Origin of the sequence: Prevotella sp. oral taxon 376, from assembly GCF_003043945.1 — a bacterium.
Classification (GTDB): Bacteria; Bacteroidota; Bacteroidia; order Bacteroidales; family Bacteroidaceae; genus Prevotella.
Genome location: NZ_PYXG01000001.1, coordinates 508,699 through 525,624 on the forward strand (window position 1 = coordinate 508,699; position 16,926 = coordinate 525,624).

Here is a 16,926-nt window from a genome sequence, read left to right on the forward strand (position 1 = left end):
TTTACTTATTTTTGATTAGCGTTTGTTAGCACTTTTACTTCACTTCCTCAAAGTCGGCATCTTGGACGGTGTCATCGGAGGATTGCGACTGGTTGTCGGAGGTGCCTTGGAAGCCTTGACCGGCGTCGGCACCAGGCTGGGGGCCAGCGGAACTTTGATACATCTGGGCACTGGCAGCCTGAACGGCCTGATTGAGAGCTGCCGTAGCTGTATCGATGGCCGTAACATCACCAGCCTTATGGGCGTCCCTGAGCTGCTGGAGTGCCTGCTCGATGCCGGGTTTTTGGTCAGCCGGAATCTTGTCGGCATTGTCCTTCAGGAAGTTCTCGGTCGTAAAGATCATAGAGTCAGCCTGATTGAGTTTATCAATCTTCTCACGCTCTGCCTTGTCAGAAGCCGCATTCTGTTCAGCCTCAGCCTTCATACGATCGATCTCCTCCTTGCTCAAACCACTTGAAGCCTCTATGCGGATGGTCTGTTCCTTACCAGTGTTCTTGTCCTTGGCACTCACATTCAGGATTCCGTTCGCATCAATATCGAAAGTAACCTCTATCTGAGGAACACCGCGACGAGCCGGAGCGATACCTTCCAGATTAAACTGACCGATACTCTTGTTCTGTGCCGCCATCGGACGCTCACCCTGCAGGACATGAATTGTTACCGCAGTCTGATTGTCTACTGCTGTAGAGAACACCTCGCTCTTCTTGCAGGGAATGGTCGAGTTGGCATCAATCAGCTTGGTCATCACGCCACCCATGGTCTCGATACCGAGTGTCAGGGGGGTTACATCAAGCAATACGATATCGCCCACACCCTCTTCCTTGTTCAGGATGGCACCCTGGATTGCTGCTCCAACGGCAACAACCTCATCCGGGTTGACACCCTTTGAGGGCTCCTTGCCGAAATAGTTCTTCACCAATGTCTGCACGGCAGGGATACGAGAAGAGCCGCCTACGAGGATAACCTCATCGATATCTGATGTGGAAAGCTTGGCATCGCGCATCGCATTCTGGCAAGGAACGAGACAAGCCTGGATCAGCGCATGTGCCAATTGCTCAAACTGAGCGCGTGTAAGCGTCTTGACCAAGTGCTTCGGAACACCGCCTTCCGCACTGATATAAGGCAGGTTGATCTCTGTGGTCGTAGAACTTGAAAGTTCAATCTTGGCTTTCTCCGCAGCTTCCTTCAGGCGCTGCATGGCCATAGGATCCTTACTCAGGTCGATACCTTCGGCCGACTTGAAGTCATTCACCAGCCAATCAATGATCACTTGGTCGAAGTCATCACCGCCAAGATGAGTATCACCGTTGGTGGAAAGCACTTCGAATACGCCTCCGCCAAACTCAAGGATTGAGATATCGAATGTTCCTCCACCCAAATCGAACACGGCGATCTTCATATCTTTATTGGCCTTGTCCACCCCATAGGCAAGAGCAGCCGCCGTAGGCTCGTTGACGATACGGAGGACATTCAGTCCAGCTATCTGTCCAGCCTCCTTAGTAGCCTGACGCTGGGAATCAGAGAAATAAGCCGGAACCGTGATAACGGCATCCTTGACCTCCTGACCCAGATAGTCTTCAGCGGTCTTCTTCATCTTCTGAAGAATCATCGCACTGATTTCCTGTGGGGTATATTTCTTACCCTCGATGTTTACACGAGGATAGCCATTCTCATTATCCACTTCAAAAGGTACGCGCTCAGCCTCTTTCCTAGACTGATCGTAGGTCTCACCCATGAAGCGCTTGATAGAGTAAACCGTATTCTTCGGGTTGGTGATGGCCTGACGCTTTGCAGGATCACCCACCTTACGGTCGTCTTTCGTAAAGCCGACAACAGAAGGCGTTGTACGCTTACCCTCTGAATTGGCAATTACCACTGGTTCGTTACCCTCAAAAACTGCTACGCAGCTGTTGGTAGTACCTAAGTCGATTCCAATAATCTTTCCCATTGTTGTATATTTCTTTATTTGTTATAATTCGAACATTTAAAATCACACTCTACATAACAAAAGGTGTGCCAAAGGCTGCATCACCCATCGGAAATGTGCCAATGTGTCAGGGATGTCAGCACGCCTTCCTATTTTTTCCAGCAAAACTTTGCCCGTCTGAATTTAAAATCGTATCTTTGCACCCGCATTGGCGCCTGTGGCGGAATTGGTAGACGCGCTAGACTTAGGATCTAGTGGTGAATGCCGTGCAGGTTCGAGTCCTGTCAGGCGCACTAATCGAAAGAGGAAAGCTCGGCATGAAGTGAACCCCGAAAGTTTTTTGTCTAACTTTCGGGGTTCACTTTTGTTCTTCTCTTTTTTGTATTACTTCGGAATCTTATTACTATTTGGAGCCTCGCACCCACAACTGAAAGGCAAACCGCCACGGTGTTTCTCATAACTCTAAACACCGCGGAGATTTTGCACTTCTAATTGGAAAGAGCCATCAAACACCTCTTTCATCCTGCTTTGCGCCAAATTAAACCTGCTATACTCCAATCCTTATTCCGAACCGGGGTATAATATCCACGCTCTCCCACTCTATCTATCAATAACGAATTCTATTTCTTGTCGGCATGTTTCTTCCAATACTTGGCACCTTTCGCTTTCAAGCGGGCTGTAAACTCGGCGCTGACCTTGTCTGCCGCAGCCTCTTCTTCCGGAGTGGCAAAGGCATGCCGATAAGATTTCTGCTCGTTCCAGTGCCCCCGGGTGAAGTCGGGCACTTCCACCGGCATACAGCCATGGTTCATCGAGAGACTGCCCAGCTCTGCAAGACAGCACCACTCTGCCAGATCGTAGACATCCATGTCGAGCGGCAGCCCGTGCTGCAGACAGTAGACCAGTCGGCTGTCCATGATGAAGTCCATACCGCCGTGTCCACCCACCTCCTTGGCCTCAGAAGCATACTTCTTGAGCAACGGACTCTCATACTTGGCTTCCAGCGCCTTGCGGTCTGCCGGTTTCATGTAGGAATGGCCCGAGAGGTCGTCGGCAGAGGGCGTTACGCCCACATTCTTCATTTCCTTGCCGGAAAGGGCATAGCCCTCCACGGGATACTTGTTGGCAAATCCTCGCGTACCCACGAGCTGATACATGCGGTTATAGGGCTGCGGGGTCATTGTGTTGTGCTGTACTTCTATCACTCGCCCCCGCTCCGTTCGGATGAGCGTAGTGGTATGGTCGCCGTTGGCGAAGTCGGCACAGGACTGGCCTGACATTTTCTCTACCCACGCCTTACCGTTAACTGACTTAGTGTCCATGGCAACGAGTGTCCTCATACGGTCGCCCCTATGGATATTCAGCACTTGGGCGATGGGACCCAGCCCATGCGTGGCGTAGACATCGCCGCGAAACTTCCGGTTATAGTCGAGACGCCAGCCGAGCTTGTCGTTCGCGTCTTTCTTCCAGTAAGCATCCCAGAATGGGGAGAGGTCGTGGCGATAAGCCCCCGACACATAGAGCACCTCACCGAACACGCCGTGCTGCGCCATGTTTAGAGAGTTGAGCTCGAAGAAATCGTAGCAGCAGTTCTCGAGCATCATGCAATGCAGCCGCTTGCTCTCGGAGAGGTTGATGAGTTCCCATATCTCTGTAAGGCTCATGGCAGAGGGAACCTCTATCGCCACATGCTTGCCGTGCTCAAGCGCATACTTGGCCACGACGAAATGGTGGAGCCAGTCAGTAGCAATGTAGACCAAGTCTATATCCTTGCGTTCGCAGAGCTGCTTGTAGCCATCCTCGCCGGCATACACATCGGCGGCAGGAAAGGACGCCCCCCTCAGGATCTCGTTGCACTTCTCAGCCCGCTCCCGCTCATGATCGCAGAGAGCCTTCACCTCCGTGCCATTGATATAAGTCCACCGTCTGACGGCGTCAGGGCCTCGCATGCCCAGACCCACGAAACCCACGCGGACTACGGACATCTTTGGCACGGTCAGACCGAGAGCTGTCCGCTGACCTGTCGGACGGGCAGGAGTCTCCGTAACAATGGTGCCGTCTACAACCTTATACGGCCAATTGAAAGCCACTTCTTGTCCTGCAGCCAACATGGAGAAGCCCAAGAACAAGACAGTAAGTAAGAATAACTTTTTCATATTGATTTGGTTTTAGATCTTTCGATATGGCAAAGATACAAAATATCCCACAAAAGGAGAACCCCGAAATAAGAAAAAAATAAAAAAATCTCGTCTACCGTTCTCACTGCTCACAATCAATAAGGACTGGACCGGTTACCCGTTCCAAACCGTTAAGTGGTTCCCGACTTGACAAAATCGGCGAGATTGAACGACGAAATCGGCGAAATCGTGGGACAAAATCGGCGATTTTGTCCATCAGAAAGCGGCTTCCTACAAGACGGCGGGCATCCTCTCAAGAGAAAAGGCATAAGAAGGATGCCATGCCCCGCGGCTCAACCGCTCGTAAAAACAAGTTTTATGTCAGACAATCACTTGCCTAAAGTGGGAATGTTGAACTCATTTACCTTCGAGATAATCTTATTCCTACCTTCCAAAACCGATACACAGATCTTTGCATTCCCTTTCTTCAAGCGGTTATCAGCCTTCACCAAAGCTGTGTAGCGAATACCCTTGCCAGGCTCAATCTTCTCTATATGGATGCCCGGAGAGATAAAGAGATGCCTGTTGCCACTGGCCTCCACAACCGCAGGTTGCACATCGTAGAGGGTACGGGAGCTCTTGTTGACAATTTCAAAGATCACCTTGCAGAGTTCACCGCGGGAGATGGCGTTGTCCTCATCGTCGTCTACAAAACGGGCATTGCGAATCTCGATATCAGGGCTATAGGTGAAGCCCGCCCTCAACTCTTCAACGCTTGAAGATGCGGGAGTTGTGGCTACCGGTTGCTGAGCCGTGTAGTTGCCGGTATAGTCGCTGCTGTTGAAATCATAGATGCGGTCGTCGCCACTGTTCGACTCGTCAAATCCACTGCCATAGGCGGGGTCGGACTCAGGAACCGTATATGGCTCAACCGCGCCCTGCCGCTGCCTGTCAGCACGGGTTGCTGCCCGCTCCGTCTGGCCCTGCCGATACGGATCCAGATCGGCAGGGCGTTTCTGGTCCTGCGCATTACCGATGGCAGCTCCCACCACGGCGCCTCCCGCCATGCCGACAATTGTGCCCAGATCCGACCCACGGGGGCCGTCGCTAAGGCCGCCGATTGCGCTGCCGAGAATCGATCCCAGCCCCGCGCCTGCATAGGCGCCGGTGCCGGCATAGGTACCGCAACTGCTTACCAGCAGCGTCGCACCTATTACCATGATAAATCCTTTCTTCGTTTTCATGTTCGAACTATTAATCTATTTACAAAGATAGTTTAAATAGATGACGAAACGAGGTCTTTTCCCCTAAATCAAGATAGGGATTTCCCTAAATCATATCGCCGCTAAGTCAAGAAAAAAGCGCTTTCCTTTTTCGGGAAAGCGCTCTATAGATGCATGATTGAAAAACCTGAATCATTCTGCCTGTGCCTCTTCGGCCTTAGGGGCTTCTTCTGTGGGAGCCTCCGCAATCGGAGCCTCTGCTACAGGAGCCTCCTCTGCTTTCTTGGTGGAACGACGACTACGACGAGTCTTCTTCTCAGCCTTAGGAGTCTTGGCCATGTTTTCATCGAAGTCTACCAACTCGATGAAAGCAATCTCTGCAGCATCACCCTGACGGGTTCCAAGCTTTATGACACGGGTATAACCACCCGGACGCTCAGCCACCTTTGCAGCGACCTCACCAAACAATACCTTGATTGCCTCTTTATTTTGCAGATAACGGAAAACAACACGGCGGCTGTTGGTGTCATCCTTCTTAGAGCGTGTGATGAGGGGCTCTACATACTTCTTCAAGGCCTTAGCCTTGGCGAGAGTCGTAGTGATTCTTTTGTGCAGGATCAAGCTGATAGCCATGTTAGCAAGCATGGCTGCACGATGGTCTGCAGTACGACTCAGGTGGTTGAATTTCTTATTATGTCTCATTTTTGTTTTTTACTTTTGCGGACTTATTCCTTGTCCAGTTTATACTTTGAAATGTCGGTTCCGAACGACAGATTCAGACTCTCGAGCAAATCATCAAGCTCTGAGAGCGATTTCTTACCAAAGTTGCGGAACTTCAAGAGGTCGGTCTTGTTATACTGAACGAGATCGCCAAGGGTCTCTACATCAGCGGCCTTCAGACAATTGAGGGCACGAACACTGAGATTCATGTCAACCAACTTGGTCTTCAGGAGCTGGCGCATGTGCAGTACTTCTTCGTCAAACTCCTTATTGCCATCCTGATCCGGATTTTCAAGAGTAATCTCCTCGTCAGAGAACAACATGAAGTGATAGATAAGAATCTTAGCGGCCTCTTTCAGCGCGTCCTTTGGAGCGATGGAACCATCCGTCGTAACTTCAAGAACCAGCTTGTCATAGTCAGTCTTCTGCTCGACACGATATGGCTCAACTGAATACTTCACATTACGAATCGGGGTGTAGATTGAATCGATGGGGAGCACATTGACATCAGTGCAGAACTCACGATTCTCATCTGCCGGTACATATCCGCGACCTTTGTTGATGGTGAGATCTATCTGCATTGAAGCCTTTGCATCTAAATGACAAATCACCAAATCAGGGTTTAACACTTCAAATCCAGTCAAATACTTTCCAATATCACCCGCCTTGAACTCTGTTGTGTTCTCCACGGTGATACTAACTTTCTCATTCTCGAATTCTTCTACTACTTGCTTGAATCGAATTTGCTTGAGATTCAAGATGATATTAGTAACATCCTCCTTTACACCAGGCACTGACGAGAACTCATGCTCAACACCACCAATGCGGATGGTGTTGATGGCAAAGCCCTCGAGTGATGAGAGGAGAATGCGGCGGAGAGCGTTGCCAATGGTCACGCCGAAGCCCGGCTCAAGAGGGCGGAATTCGAACTTGCCGAAATGGTCGTTAGCCTCCAGCATCACTACTTTATCGGGTTTTTGAAATGCTAATATTGCCATTAATTTAATAATTTAAGCTTTAGAGTACAACTCAACGATTAACTGCTCCTTTATATTCTCAGGGATATCGGCACGCTCTGGCTTATGCAAGAACTTGCCGCTCTTAGAATTCTCATCCCACTCGATCCAAGGATACTTGCTGTGGTTGAAACCCGCAAGGGATGCCTCAATGACCTCAAGAGACTTAGCTTTCTCACGAACGCCTACAATCTGACCAGGCTTAACAGCAAAAGAAGGAATACTTACGACCTTCCCGTCAACAACAATGTGCTTGTGTCCCACAAGCTGACGAGCTGCTGCACGAGTAGGGGCAATACCCATACGGAACACAACATTGTCGAGACGACATTCAAGATTCTGAAGGAGAATCTCGCCCGTGATACCGCTGGCCTTAGCTGCCTTTTCAAACATATTACGGAACTGGCGTTCAAGCACACCATAAGTGTACTTGGCCTTCTGCTTCTCTGCCAACATGACACCGTACTCAGACATCTTTCTGCGACGGTTGTTGCCATGCTGTCCAGGAGGGAAGTTTCTCTTGGACAAAACTTTGTCAGCACCAAAGATGGGTTCTCCAAATCGGCGTGCAATTTTAGATTTCGGACCTATATACTTAGCCATAATATTATAAAATGTTCTTTTTAAATTCTAAATTCTGCAAGAGCTAATCTGTAACTCTTAACAATCAACTCTATACTGAATTATACGCGACGACGCTTCGGAGGACGGCATCCGTTGTGAGGTAATGGTGTTACATCAATGATTTCAATAACCTCGATACCTGCGCCATGCACGGCGCGGATAGCACTTTCGCGACCGTTGCCCGGCCCCTTGACATAGGCCTTAACCTTGCGGAGACCAAGATCGTAGGCTACCTTCGCACAATCCTCTGCTGCCATCTGGGCTGCATAAGGAGTATTCTTCTTAGAACCACGGAATCCCATCTTACCGGCAGAAGACCAAGAAATGACCTGACCTTCCGAATTGGCAAGGGACACAATAATGTTGTTAAAAGAACTATGTACATGGAGCTGACCCATTGCGTCGACTCTTACATTTTTTTTCTTAGATGTTGCTTTCTGATTTTTTGCCATAATTAATTTCCTCCTTCAGAATTACTTAGTAGCCTTCTTCTTGTTAGCAACTGTCTTCTTCTTACCCTTACGAGTACGGGCATTATTCTTTGTGCTCTGTCCGCGAACAGGAAGACCATTACGATGTCTAACTCCACGATAGCAACCGATATCCATCAGGCGCTTAATACTCATCTGAATCTCCGAGCGGAGATCACCTTCTACTTTGAATTCAGCACTGATTATTTCACGGATCTTGGCTGCCTGATCGTCAGACCACTCACTGACCTTCAGATCGCGGCTTACACCGGCCTTATCCAATATCTTTGCTGAACTACTTCGACCAATACCATAGATATAGGTCAATGCGATTTCGCCACGCTTATTTTGGGGCAAATCTACTCCAACAATTCTTATTGCCATTTGTTAAATAAATAATAAAAAATTTGTTCTGAATTTTGCTAAAAGTATGCAAAGATACCCATAATTCTGCAATTATGAGCACATTTACGGTTCTTTAACATTAACCCTGACGCATCTTGTACTTAGGGTTCTTCTTGTTGATAACGAACAGACGACCCTTGCGACGAACAATCTTGCAGTCGGGTGTACGCTTCTTTAATGATGCTCTAGTCTTCATTTCTTTAATATTGTTACTTGTATCTGAAAACGATTCTGCCCTTTGTCAAGTCATATGGACTCATTTCCACTTTCACCTTATCGCCAGGAAGAATTTTTATATAATGCATTCTCATCTTGCCCGAGATGTGCGCAATAATCTGTACACCATTCTCAAGTTCTACTCTGAACATCGCATTAGACAAGCTTTCAACGATGATCCCATCTTGCTCTATCGCAGACTGTTTTGCCATATTTTAATAAATATCTCCTTCTAACTTTTCTATTTCCTCAAATGTGGACAAAATCTCAGCCTTGCCCTCACGAATCGCGATCGTATGCTCAAAATGAGCAGCAGGTTTTCCGTCGCGGGTTATAATTCCCCATTTATCCGGCAGCAACCAAATTTGTCGATCGCCCATCGTAATCATGGGCTCAATGGCAATACACATGCCAGCTTTTAGCGACATACCATTACCACGATGCCCATAGTTTGGAACCTGTGGCTTTTCGTGCATTTCCTTACCAATTCCATGCCCTGCGAGTTCGCGGATTACGCCGTAGCCCTCATTCTCACAGTGTTCCTGAACAGCTGCGCCTATGTCGCCAAGATGCTTTCCAGCTACCGCCTGCTCTATACCGAGATATAAAGACTCCTTGGTGGTTTTCAGCAAATGCTTCACTTCGGGAGCAACCTCTCCTACGCAAAAGGTATAGCAACTGTCGCCATTATAACCATCGAGAAGTGTTCCGCAATCGATTGAGATAATATCTCCGTCTTTGAGGATAGTTTTCTCATCTGGTACTCCATGTACAACAATATTGTTCACCGAAGTGCAAATGCTGCCTGGAAACGGCTCTCCAAAAGGATTAGGGAAGCCCTTAAAAGTAGGGATAGCCCCATGGTCTCTAATGAACTCCTCTGCAATCGTGTCCAATTGGAGAGTCGAAATACCTGGCTTAATATGCTTACCCAATTCTGCAAGAGTCGCCCCAACAAGTTGGTTTGCCCTGCGCATCAGGTTGATTTCATCTTCCGTCTTCAGAAATACCTCCATTACGATATCCCTGATCAATAGGCTGATACAGCTCCTTGGCGAGTATGGCCGGAATTCAACAATCCGTCATAATGACGCATCAGGAGATGGCTCTCAACTTGCTGGAGCGTGTCAATAACAACACCAACAAGGATCAAGAGAGAAGTTCCTCCGAAGAACTGTGAGAACTCCTGCTGAACATTAAGGAAGCTTGTAAGCGCAGGCATGATAGCCACAAAGGCGATAAGCAAAGAGCCTGGCAAAGTAATACGAGACATGATGGTATCGATATACTCTGCAGTATCCTTGCCCGGCTTAATACCGGGAATAAAGCCATTATTGCGCTTCATGTCTTCAGCCATCTGAGTTGGATTCAGGGTGATTGCCGTATAGAAATAGGTAAAGGCGATAACCAAGATCACATAGATCACATTATACAGCAGACTGCGTGTATTCATCAGATTCTGAACCAGCCAGCTGGCATTCTCGCTCTGATACTGTACGACTGCCAAAGGAATAAACATCAAAGCCTGAGCAAAGATGATAGGCATCACATTAGCAGCAAACAACTTCAAAGGAATATACTGACGAGCTCCGCCAAACTGCTTGTTACCAACAAGTCGCTTTGCGTATTGTACAGGTATCTTACGAGTTCCTTGTACCAACAGAATTGACAGGCAAACAACCACATAAAGAATCAGAATCTCAACGATGAACATAACAAGGCCACCACCACTAATCGCCGTAAAGCGAGAGCCTACCTCTTGGACAAAAGCCTGAGGAAGACGGGCGATAATGCCAATTGCAATAATCAAGGAGATTCCATTCCCAACTCCCTTATCTGTAATGCGCTCACCCAACCATAGGATAAACATACTTCCTGCCGCAAGAATAATGGTTGCCGGAATCATAAACACCGACCATGAAATGCCAGAGGCCAAAGCCTGACCGGCCTGCATTCGTAGGTTGATGAGATAACTCGGAGCCTGGAATACCAAGATAATCACAGTCAAGATACGAGTATACCAATTGATTTTCTTGCGACCACTCTCACCTTCACGCTGCATCTTTTGGAAATAAGGAACAGCGACAGCAAGAAGCTGCATCACGATAGAAGCTGAGATGTAAGGCATGATTCCGAGTGCAAAGATTGACGCATTCGAAAATGCACCACCAGAGAACATGTCCAATAGCGACATAAGGCCACCAGAGGTTTGCGACTGAAGTTTCTGTAACATGCCCGGATTAATACCTGGAAGTACTACAAACGAGCCAAAACGGTAAATAGCCGTAAACAGAAGAGTTATGAGGAGACGCTGACGCAAATCCTCTATCTTCCAACAGTTCTTTAGTGTCTCAATAAACTTTTTCATTTACTTAGATAATAGTTGCGGTTCCACCAACAGCCTTGAGAGCTTCTTCGGCCGTCTTAGAGAACGCATTTGCTTCTACTTCAATTTTTGCCTTTAATTCACCATTGCCAAGAATCTTCACAAGCTCTTTGCCATTGGTAAGACCTGCCTGCTTGAGCTCTGCAATACCAATCTTTGTGAGGTTTCTTGTCTCAGCAAGGGACTGGAGGGTTGACAGGTTGACAGCAAGGTATTCCTTATGGTTGATATTCTTGAAACCAAATTTCGGGACACGACGCTGCAGCGGCATCTGACCTCCCTCAAAACCAACCTTCCTCTTATAGCCAGAGCGAGATTTTGCACCCTTATGACCGCGTGTTGAAGTTCCGCCCAGACCTGAACCTGGACCACGACCGATACGACGGCGAGAATGTGTTGAGCCTGCAGCTGGCTTTAAATTATTTAATTTCATATTAGCTTCTGAATTTAAAAATTATTTAACTACTTCTACCAGGTGATGAACCTTGCGAACCATACCGCGGTTGCTCGGAGTATCTTCTACCTCAACAACCTGAGAAATCTTATGGAGGCCCAGAGAAAGAAGAGTTCTCTTCTGATCTATCGGAGCTCCGATACGACTCTTAATCTGCTTGATTTTAATTGTTGCCATAGTTTATATCTCCTAATTAACCATTAAATACTCTATTCATCGCTATACCACGATCACCAGCTACAGTGTAGGCATCACGCATCTCGCTGAGGGCGAGAATCGTAGCCTTCACCAAATTGTGGGCATTCGAAGAGCCCTTGGATTTAGCGATGACATCCGTAATGCCGACGCTGTCCAAGACTGCACGCATAGCACCTCCTGCTTTCAGACCCGTACCTGTAGCAGCGGGCTTGAGAAGTACCCGGGCTCCAGCAAACTTAGCTTCAACCTCATGAGGAACAGTTCCATTGATGACTGGAACTTTAACAAGATTCTTCTTGGCAGACTCTGTACCTTTCTGGATAGCAGCAGTAACTTCACCTGCTTTGCCGAGCCCCCATCCAATAACTCCGTTTCCGTCACCTACAACGACGATGGCAGCGAAACGCATCGTACGACCACCCTTTGTAACCTTTGTTACACGGTTGATAGCAACCAAACGATCTTTTAGTTCGATATCGCTATTTACTTTTACTCTATTCATTGCCATAATCGTTTAGAAATTAAGACCTCCTTCACGAGCCCCTTCAGCCAACGCCTGCACACGACCGTGATACAAATAACCATTACGATCAAAAACCACTGCCTCAATCCCAGCGGTCTTTGCCTTTTCCGCCACAAGAGCGCCAACTTTCTTTGCTTGTTCAATCTTTGGCAACTTTTCAAGTCCTAGAGAAGATGCGGAGGCTAGGGTTCTACCTGTCAAATCATTAATAACCTGAGCATAAATCTGCTTGTTTGAGCGGAAAACGCTAAGACGAGGACGCTCGGCTGTCCCTTTTACACTCTTACGAATACGGAACTTTATCTTAATTCGTCTTTCAACTTTCTTTATTGTCATAATCGTAAAATCAATTAAAATTACTTAGCTGCAGCTGTCTTACCTGACTTTCTGCGAATAACCTCACCCTGGAATAAGATACCCTTTCCTTTGTAAGGCTCAGGCTTGCGGAAAGAACGAATTTTTGCACAAATGAGTCCCAGCAATTGTTTGTCGAAAGACTCCAGAGTTATGATAGGGTTCTGATTTCTTTCAGACTTTGTCTCGACCTTAACCTCCTTAGGGAGTTGAATGAATATCGGATGGGTATAACCTAGGGAAAACTCTACCAGATTGCCCTGATTGGAAACGCGATAACCTACACCGACAAGCTCCATTGTTTTCTTGTAGCCTTCACTCACTCCGACAACCATATTGTTTACAAGGGAACGATACAAACCATGGAATGCCTGCTTCTGCTTGATATCCACCGAACTCTTCTCGTCAATTTCAAAGGTAATTTCACCATTCTCGTTCTTAAACTTGATAGATGGGTCGATTTTCTGGGACAATTCCCCCCTTGGGCCTTTGACTGTAACTACATTCGACTTCTCATCGAAATTAACCGTAACTCCTGATGGAATACTAATTGGTAATTTTCCTATTCTTGACATATTCAATCCTCCAATTAATAAATGTAGCAAAGAACCTCACCGCCAATCTTCTGCTCGGCAGCTTCTTTGTTAGTCATAACACCCTGAGATGTAGATATAATTGCAATACCTAATCCATTAATAACTCTTGGCATATCTTTGTAACCAGTATACTTACGAAGACCTGGTGTAGATACGCGCTTCAAACTCTTAATTGCGTTTTGCTTTGTTTGCGGGTCATACTTCAAGGCAACCTTGATAGTTCCCTGAGGGCCATCTTCTATGAACTTATAGTTCAAGATATAGCCTTTTTCGAAGAGAATCTTTGTAATAGACTTCTTCATGTTAGACGCAGGAACCTCAACAACACGGTGATGAGCCATGATTGCATTTCTGAGTCTTGTCAGATAATCTGCTATTGGATCTGTCATAAAAATAAATGTTTAATTAATCGGGCCTACCCCGACAATATTAAATAATAAAAATTCTCCTCGCTTACCAGCTTGCTTTCTTCACTCCAGGAATAAGACCCGCAGAAGCCATTTCACGAAATTGGATACGAGAAAGACCGAACTGACGAATATATCCCTTTGGGCGGCCTGTTATCTTGCAACGGTTGTGAAGACGGATTGGGTTCGCATTCTTTGGAATAGCCTGAAGTTTACGAGCTGCCTCGTAAGCTTCTGCAGGATCCTGAGCCGTAGCGACGATCTTTTTCAAAGCAGCACGCTTTTCAGCATACTGAGCAACAAGCTTTGCACGCTTAACCTCACGGGCTTTCATTGATTCTTTTGCCATATTTCTTAATCGTTTTTAGCGTTCTTGAAAGGAAGACCAAATGCTTTGAGCAGAGCATACCCTTCTTCGTCTGTCTTAGCAGATGTTACGAAAGTAATGTTCATACCCTGAATACGATCTACCTGATCAATATTAATCTCTGGAAAGATAATTTGCTCGGTAACACCGAGAGTATAGTTGCCGCGACCGTCAAACTTGCTTTCAATACCCTTGAAGTCGCGGATACGAGGCAAAGCGACGCGTATGAGTTTCTCCAAGAACTCATACATACGCTCACGGCGTAATGTTACCATAACGCCGATTGGCATCTTCTTACGAAGCTTGAAATTCGCTATATCTTTCTTTGAATATGTCGCAACAGCTTTCTGGCCTGTGATAGCCGTAATCTCATTGATTGCGACATCTACGATCTTCTTGTCCTGCGTTGCATCACCCAGCCCCTGATTGATAACTATCTTCTTCAGGACGGGAATCTGCATAGTAGAAGTATAGTTGAACTGTTTTTGAAGCTCCGGAGCTATTGTCTCCTTGTAGACTTTCTTTAACTCTGCTGTATTCATTACTTAATTTCCTCCCCTGATTTTTTAGCTATACGAGTAACTTTCTTTCCCTCACGCTTGATTGCGATACGGGTAGGCTCGCCAGTCTTTGGATCTACCAAACTCAGATTTGAAATATGAATGGAAGCTTCCTGCTTAATAATGCCTCCCTGAGGATTTTTAGCTGAAGGTTTTGTGCTCTTAGATACGATATTAACGCCTTCCACTATTGCGCGCTCTTTATCAACAAGCACTTTCAGTACTTTGTGGGGTGCAGGGTACTTGCCATTAGACTTTCTGACATCCTTGTCTTTTCCTGCAAGGACGAGAACCATGTCCCCTTTTTTAATATGTAATTTACCCATTACTCTTTCTTTTAATTATTTAAAGAACTTCAGGTGCCAAAGAAACGACTTTCATATTAACCGCACGCAACTCACGAGCCACAGGACCGAAGATACGGCTACCACGAAGCTCGCCGGCATTGTTCAGCAATACACAAGCATTATCGTCAAAGCGGATGTAAGAACCATCTGCACGACGAATTTCTTTCTTTGTGCGAACAATCAAAGCCTTAGATACTGCACCTTTTTTCAATTCACTTGCCGGGATGACATTCTTTACAGCAACGACTATAATATCACCGACACTTGCATAACGACGGCGCGTACCACCAAGTACACGGATGCAAAGAGCCTCGCGTGCACCGCTGTTATCACATACTGTAAGTCTTGATTCTGCTTGTATCATAATTACTTAGCTTTTTCAACAATTTGTACTAATCTCCATCTCTTTGTCTTAGATAGAGGACGAGTCTCCATGATCTGCACAGTATCACCTACATTTGCCTCATTTTTCTCGTCATGCACATGGTACTTCTTTGTTTTCTGGACAAACTTACCATAAATAGGGTGCTTCTCCTTGAACTTAGCTGCAATAACAATGGTTTTGTCCATTTTGTTACTGATAACGACACCCTGTCTTACTTTTCTTAAATTTCTTGTTTCCATCTGGACCACTGTTATTTATTAAGTTCTCTTTGATGAAGTTCTGTCTTCATGCGTGCTATGTCGCGACGAGCGAGCTTAATCTGTGATGGATTCTCAAGAGGAGTAATGCTATGATTCAGCTTCTTCTGATGCAAATCAGCCACAGCAATCTCCAGTTTCTCACGCAGTTCCTTGTCGGTGAGTTCTCTTATTTCTTTAATCTTCATAGTTTAAGCGTTTTTATCGTAATCGCGTCTAACAACAAATTTTGTCTTAACAGGCAGTTTCTGTGCAGCAAGACGAAGAGCCTCCTTAGCCACATCAAAAGAAACGCCTTCTACTTCAAAGAGGATGCGACCTGGTGTAACAGGCGCTACCCATCCTGCTGGATCACCTTTACCTTTACCCATTCGAACATCAGCAGGCTTACGGGTGATTGGTTTGTCTGGGAAAATACGGATCCATACCTGGCCTTCGCGGTTCATGTAGCGGTTTACGGCTACACGAGCTGCCTCTATCTGGCGACTGTCAATCCATTTGGCTTCAAGGGTCTTGATTCCAAATGAACCAAATGCCAGCTGTGTCCCTCTGTGGGCGTTTCCTTTATTGCCACGACCATCTTGGGGCCTTCTATATTTTACTCTTTTTGGCTGTAACATGATAGCTTCTACTTTTAACGATTGTTATTGTTTCTTCTACGATTACCACGACCACGGCCGCTGTTGTTAGGACGGCCAGCACTCTGCTTCTCCTGAGTAAAATTAGGCGTAAGGTCTTGCTTTCCGTAAACCTCACCACGACAAATCCATACTTTAATACCCAGCAAGCCCACCTTTGTCAAGGCTTCTGCGTGACAGTAATCAATATCTGCACGGAATGTGTGAAGAGGTGTGCGCCCCTCCTTGTACATCTCGCTGCGTGCAATCTCAGCACCATTCAGACGACCTGAAATTTGAATCTTGATACCTTCTGCTCCTGCACGCATCGTATTCTGAATTGCCATCTTGATGGCACGGCGGTAAGCAATCTTACCCTCAATCTGACGAGCGACATTGTTTGCTACAATTGTTGCGTCAAGCTCAGGCTTCTTTACTTCAAATATATTAATCTGAATGTCTTTCTTGTAGAGCTTCTTCAGCTCTTCTTTCAGTTTATCGACATCAGCACCACCTTTACCTATAACGATGCCCGGACGGGCTGTACAAATAGTAATGGTAACGAGTTTCAATGTACGCTCGATGACAATCCTTGAAACGCTGGCCTTGGCCAAACGCTCATTAAGATACTTACGAATTTTCTGATCTTCTACCAGATTATCTCCAAAGTCTTTGCCACCAAACCAATTAGATTCCCAACCACGAATAATACCAAGTCGGTTGCTTATTGGATTAACTTTCTGTCCCATGCTATTTC

26 protein-coding genes and 1 tRNA gene are annotated in these 16,926 nt (G+C 46.5%); 1 reads left to right on the forward strand and 26 read right to left on the reverse strand.

The genetic code is table 11. The features are described 5' to 3' along the window. Nucleotides 1-34: 34 nt before the first annotated feature. Complete coding sequence (gene dnaK, locus C7120_RS02210) at nt 35-1,948, reverse strand: molecular chaperone DnaK (protein WP_107620201.1); 1,914 nt, start codon at nt 1,946-1,948, stop codon at nt 35-37. Nucleotides 1,949-2,138: 190 nt separating this feature from the next. Here dnaK and C7120_RS02215 point away from each other — a divergent pair. After that, nucleotides 2,139-2,220, forward strand: a tRNA-Leu gene (locus C7120_RS02215). Nucleotides 2,221-2,547: 327 nt separating this feature from the next. Here the strand turns inward: C7120_RS02215 and C7120_RS02220 are convergent. The 25 genes from C7120_RS02220 to rpsC form a co-directional block, all read right to left on the reverse strand. After that, nucleotides 2,548-4,038, reverse strand: coding sequence for a Gfo/Idh/MocA family protein (locus C7120_RS02220; protein WP_233247064.1), 1,491 nt, complete (start codon nt 4,036-4,038; stop codon nt 2,548-2,550). Between the two features lie 395 nt (nt 4,039-4,433). Beyond that, on the reverse strand, nt 4,434-5,288 hold the full coding sequence (locus C7120_RS02225) for a hypothetical protein (RefSeq protein ID WP_107620203.1): 855 nt from the start codon (nt 5,286-5,288) through the stop codon (nt 4,434-4,436). 171 nt (nt 5,289-5,459) lie between these two features. Continuing rightward, on the reverse strand, nt 5,460-5,969 hold the full coding sequence (rplQ, locus tag C7120_RS02230) for a 50S ribosomal protein L17 (protein WP_107620204.1): 510 nt from the start codon (nt 5,967-5,969) through the stop codon (nt 5,460-5,462). 23 nt (nt 5,970-5,992) lie between these two features. After that, nucleotides 5,993-6,985 carry a DNA-directed RNA polymerase subunit alpha gene (locus C7120_RS02235; protein ID WP_107620205.1) on the reverse strand — a complete coding sequence of 331 codons (993 nt, stop codon included), beginning with the start codon at nt 6,983-6,985 and terminating at the stop codon, nt 5,993-5,995. A 12-nt stretch (nt 6,986-6,997) separates the two neighbouring features. Then, on the reverse strand, nt 6,998-7,606 hold the full coding sequence (rpsD, locus tag C7120_RS02240) for a 30S ribosomal protein S4 (protein ID WP_107620206.1): 609 nt from the start codon (nt 7,604-7,606) through the stop codon (nt 6,998-7,000). A gap of 80 nt (nt 7,607-7,686) precedes the next feature. Next, nucleotides 7,687-8,079, reverse strand: a complete 393-nt coding sequence (gene rpsK / locus C7120_RS02245) for a 30S ribosomal protein S11 (RefSeq protein ID WP_107620207.1) — start codon at nt 8,077-8,079, stop codon at nt 7,687-7,689. 21 nt (nt 8,080-8,100) lie between these two features. Then, nucleotides 8,101-8,481, reverse strand: coding sequence for a 30S ribosomal protein S13 (gene rpsM, locus C7120_RS02250; protein ID WP_107620208.1), 381 nt, complete (start codon nt 8,479-8,481; stop codon nt 8,101-8,103). Nucleotides 8,482-8,581: 100 nt separating this feature from the next. Continuing rightward, on the reverse strand, nt 8,582-8,698 hold the full coding sequence (gene rpmJ / locus C7120_RS02255; protein WP_009160995.1) for a 50S ribosomal protein L36: 117 nt from the start codon (nt 8,696-8,698) through the stop codon (nt 8,582-8,584). A gap of 13 nt (nt 8,699-8,711) precedes the next feature. Beyond that, the gene (infA, locus tag C7120_RS02260; protein WP_021582874.1) at nt 8,712-8,930 is read right to left on the reverse strand and encodes a translation initiation factor IF-1; all 219 of its coding nucleotides are present in this window, start codon (nt 8,928-8,930) and stop codon (nt 8,712-8,714) included. Nucleotides 8,931-8,933: 3 nt separating this feature from the next. Beyond that, the gene (gene map / locus C7120_RS02265) at nt 8,934-9,734 is read right to left on the reverse strand and encodes a type I methionyl aminopeptidase (protein WP_107621351.1); all 801 of its coding nucleotides are present in this window, start codon (nt 9,732-9,734) and stop codon (nt 8,934-8,936) included. Between the two features lie 14 nt (nt 9,735-9,748). Next, a complete protein-coding gene (secY, locus tag C7120_RS02270) occupies nt 9,749-11,086 on the reverse strand; it encodes a preprotein translocase subunit SecY (protein WP_107620209.1) in 1,338 nt (445 codons plus the stop codon). A gap of 4 nt (nt 11,087-11,090) precedes the next feature. Then, on the reverse strand, nt 11,091-11,537 hold the full coding sequence (gene rplO, locus C7120_RS02275) for a 50S ribosomal protein L15 (RefSeq protein WP_107620210.1): 447 nt from the start codon (nt 11,535-11,537) through the stop codon (nt 11,091-11,093). Between the two features lie 21 nt (nt 11,538-11,558). Beyond that, entirely contained in the window at nt 11,559-11,735 is a 177-nt protein-coding gene (gene rpmD, locus C7120_RS02280) for a 50S ribosomal protein L30 (protein ID WP_107620211.1), read from the reverse strand. Nucleotides 11,736-11,751: 16 nt separating this feature from the next. Further along, nucleotides 11,752-12,264, reverse strand: a complete 513-nt coding sequence (rpsE, locus tag C7120_RS02285; RefSeq protein ID WP_107620212.1) for a 30S ribosomal protein S5 — start codon at nt 12,262-12,264, stop codon at nt 11,752-11,754. A 6-nt stretch (nt 12,265-12,270) separates the two neighbouring features. Further along, nucleotides 12,271-12,615, reverse strand: coding sequence for a 50S ribosomal protein L18 (gene rplR / locus C7120_RS02290; RefSeq protein WP_107620213.1), 345 nt, complete (start codon nt 12,613-12,615; stop codon nt 12,271-12,273). Between the two features lie 20 nt (nt 12,616-12,635). Next, nucleotides 12,636-13,208 carry a 50S ribosomal protein L6 gene (rplF, locus tag C7120_RS02295; protein ID WP_107620214.1) on the reverse strand — a complete coding sequence of 191 codons (573 nt, stop codon included), beginning with the start codon at nt 13,206-13,208 and terminating at the stop codon, nt 12,636-12,638. Nucleotides 13,209-13,222: 14 nt separating this feature from the next. After that, nucleotides 13,223-13,618, reverse strand: coding sequence for a 30S ribosomal protein S8 (gene rpsH / locus C7120_RS02300; protein WP_092114023.1), 396 nt, complete (start codon nt 13,616-13,618; stop codon nt 13,223-13,225). Nucleotides 13,619-13,682: 64 nt separating this feature from the next. Then, nucleotides 13,683-13,985 carry a 30S ribosomal protein S14 gene (gene rpsN / locus C7120_RS02305; protein ID WP_092114021.1) on the reverse strand — a complete coding sequence of 101 codons (303 nt, stop codon included), beginning with the start codon at nt 13,983-13,985 and terminating at the stop codon, nt 13,683-13,685. 5 nt (nt 13,986-13,990) lie between these two features. Further along, on the reverse strand, nt 13,991-14,545 hold the full coding sequence (rplE, locus tag C7120_RS02310; RefSeq protein WP_107620215.1) for a 50S ribosomal protein L5: 555 nt from the start codon (nt 14,543-14,545) through the stop codon (nt 13,991-13,993). Then, nucleotides 14,545-14,889 carry a 50S ribosomal protein L24 gene (rplX, locus tag C7120_RS02315; RefSeq protein WP_107620216.1) on the reverse strand — a complete coding sequence of 115 codons (345 nt, stop codon included), beginning with the start codon at nt 14,887-14,889 and terminating at the stop codon, nt 14,545-14,547. The genes rplE and rplX overlap by 1 nt, the downstream gene beginning before the upstream one ends. A 19-nt stretch (nt 14,890-14,908) precedes the next feature. Beyond that, complete coding sequence (rplN, locus tag C7120_RS02320) at nt 14,909-15,274, reverse strand: 50S ribosomal protein L14 (protein ID WP_092114016.1); 366 nt, start codon at nt 15,272-15,274, stop codon at nt 14,909-14,911. 2 nt (nt 15,275-15,276) lie between these two features. Further along, nucleotides 15,277-15,534: a 30S ribosomal protein S17 gene (rpsQ, locus tag C7120_RS02325; RefSeq protein WP_107620217.1), complete on the reverse strand. Its 258-nt coding sequence runs from the start codon at nt 15,532-15,534 to the stop codon at nt 15,277-15,279. An 11-nt stretch (nt 15,535-15,545) separates the two neighbouring features. Beyond that, nucleotides 15,546-15,740 carry a 50S ribosomal protein L29 gene (gene rpmC, locus C7120_RS02330; protein WP_107620218.1) on the reverse strand — a complete coding sequence of 65 codons (195 nt, stop codon included), beginning with the start codon at nt 15,738-15,740 and terminating at the stop codon, nt 15,546-15,548. Between the two features lie 3 nt (nt 15,741-15,743). Continuing rightward, the gene (gene rplP / locus C7120_RS02335) at nt 15,744-16,172 is read right to left on the reverse strand and encodes a 50S ribosomal protein L16 (protein ID WP_092114011.1); all 429 of its coding nucleotides are present in this window, start codon (nt 16,170-16,172) and stop codon (nt 15,744-15,746) included. Between the two features lie 14 nt (nt 16,173-16,186). Continuing rightward, complete coding sequence (gene rpsC, locus C7120_RS02340) at nt 16,187-16,918, reverse strand: 30S ribosomal protein S3 (protein WP_107620219.1); 732 nt, start codon at nt 16,916-16,918, stop codon at nt 16,187-16,189. Nucleotides 16,919-16,926 lie beyond the last annotated feature (8 nt).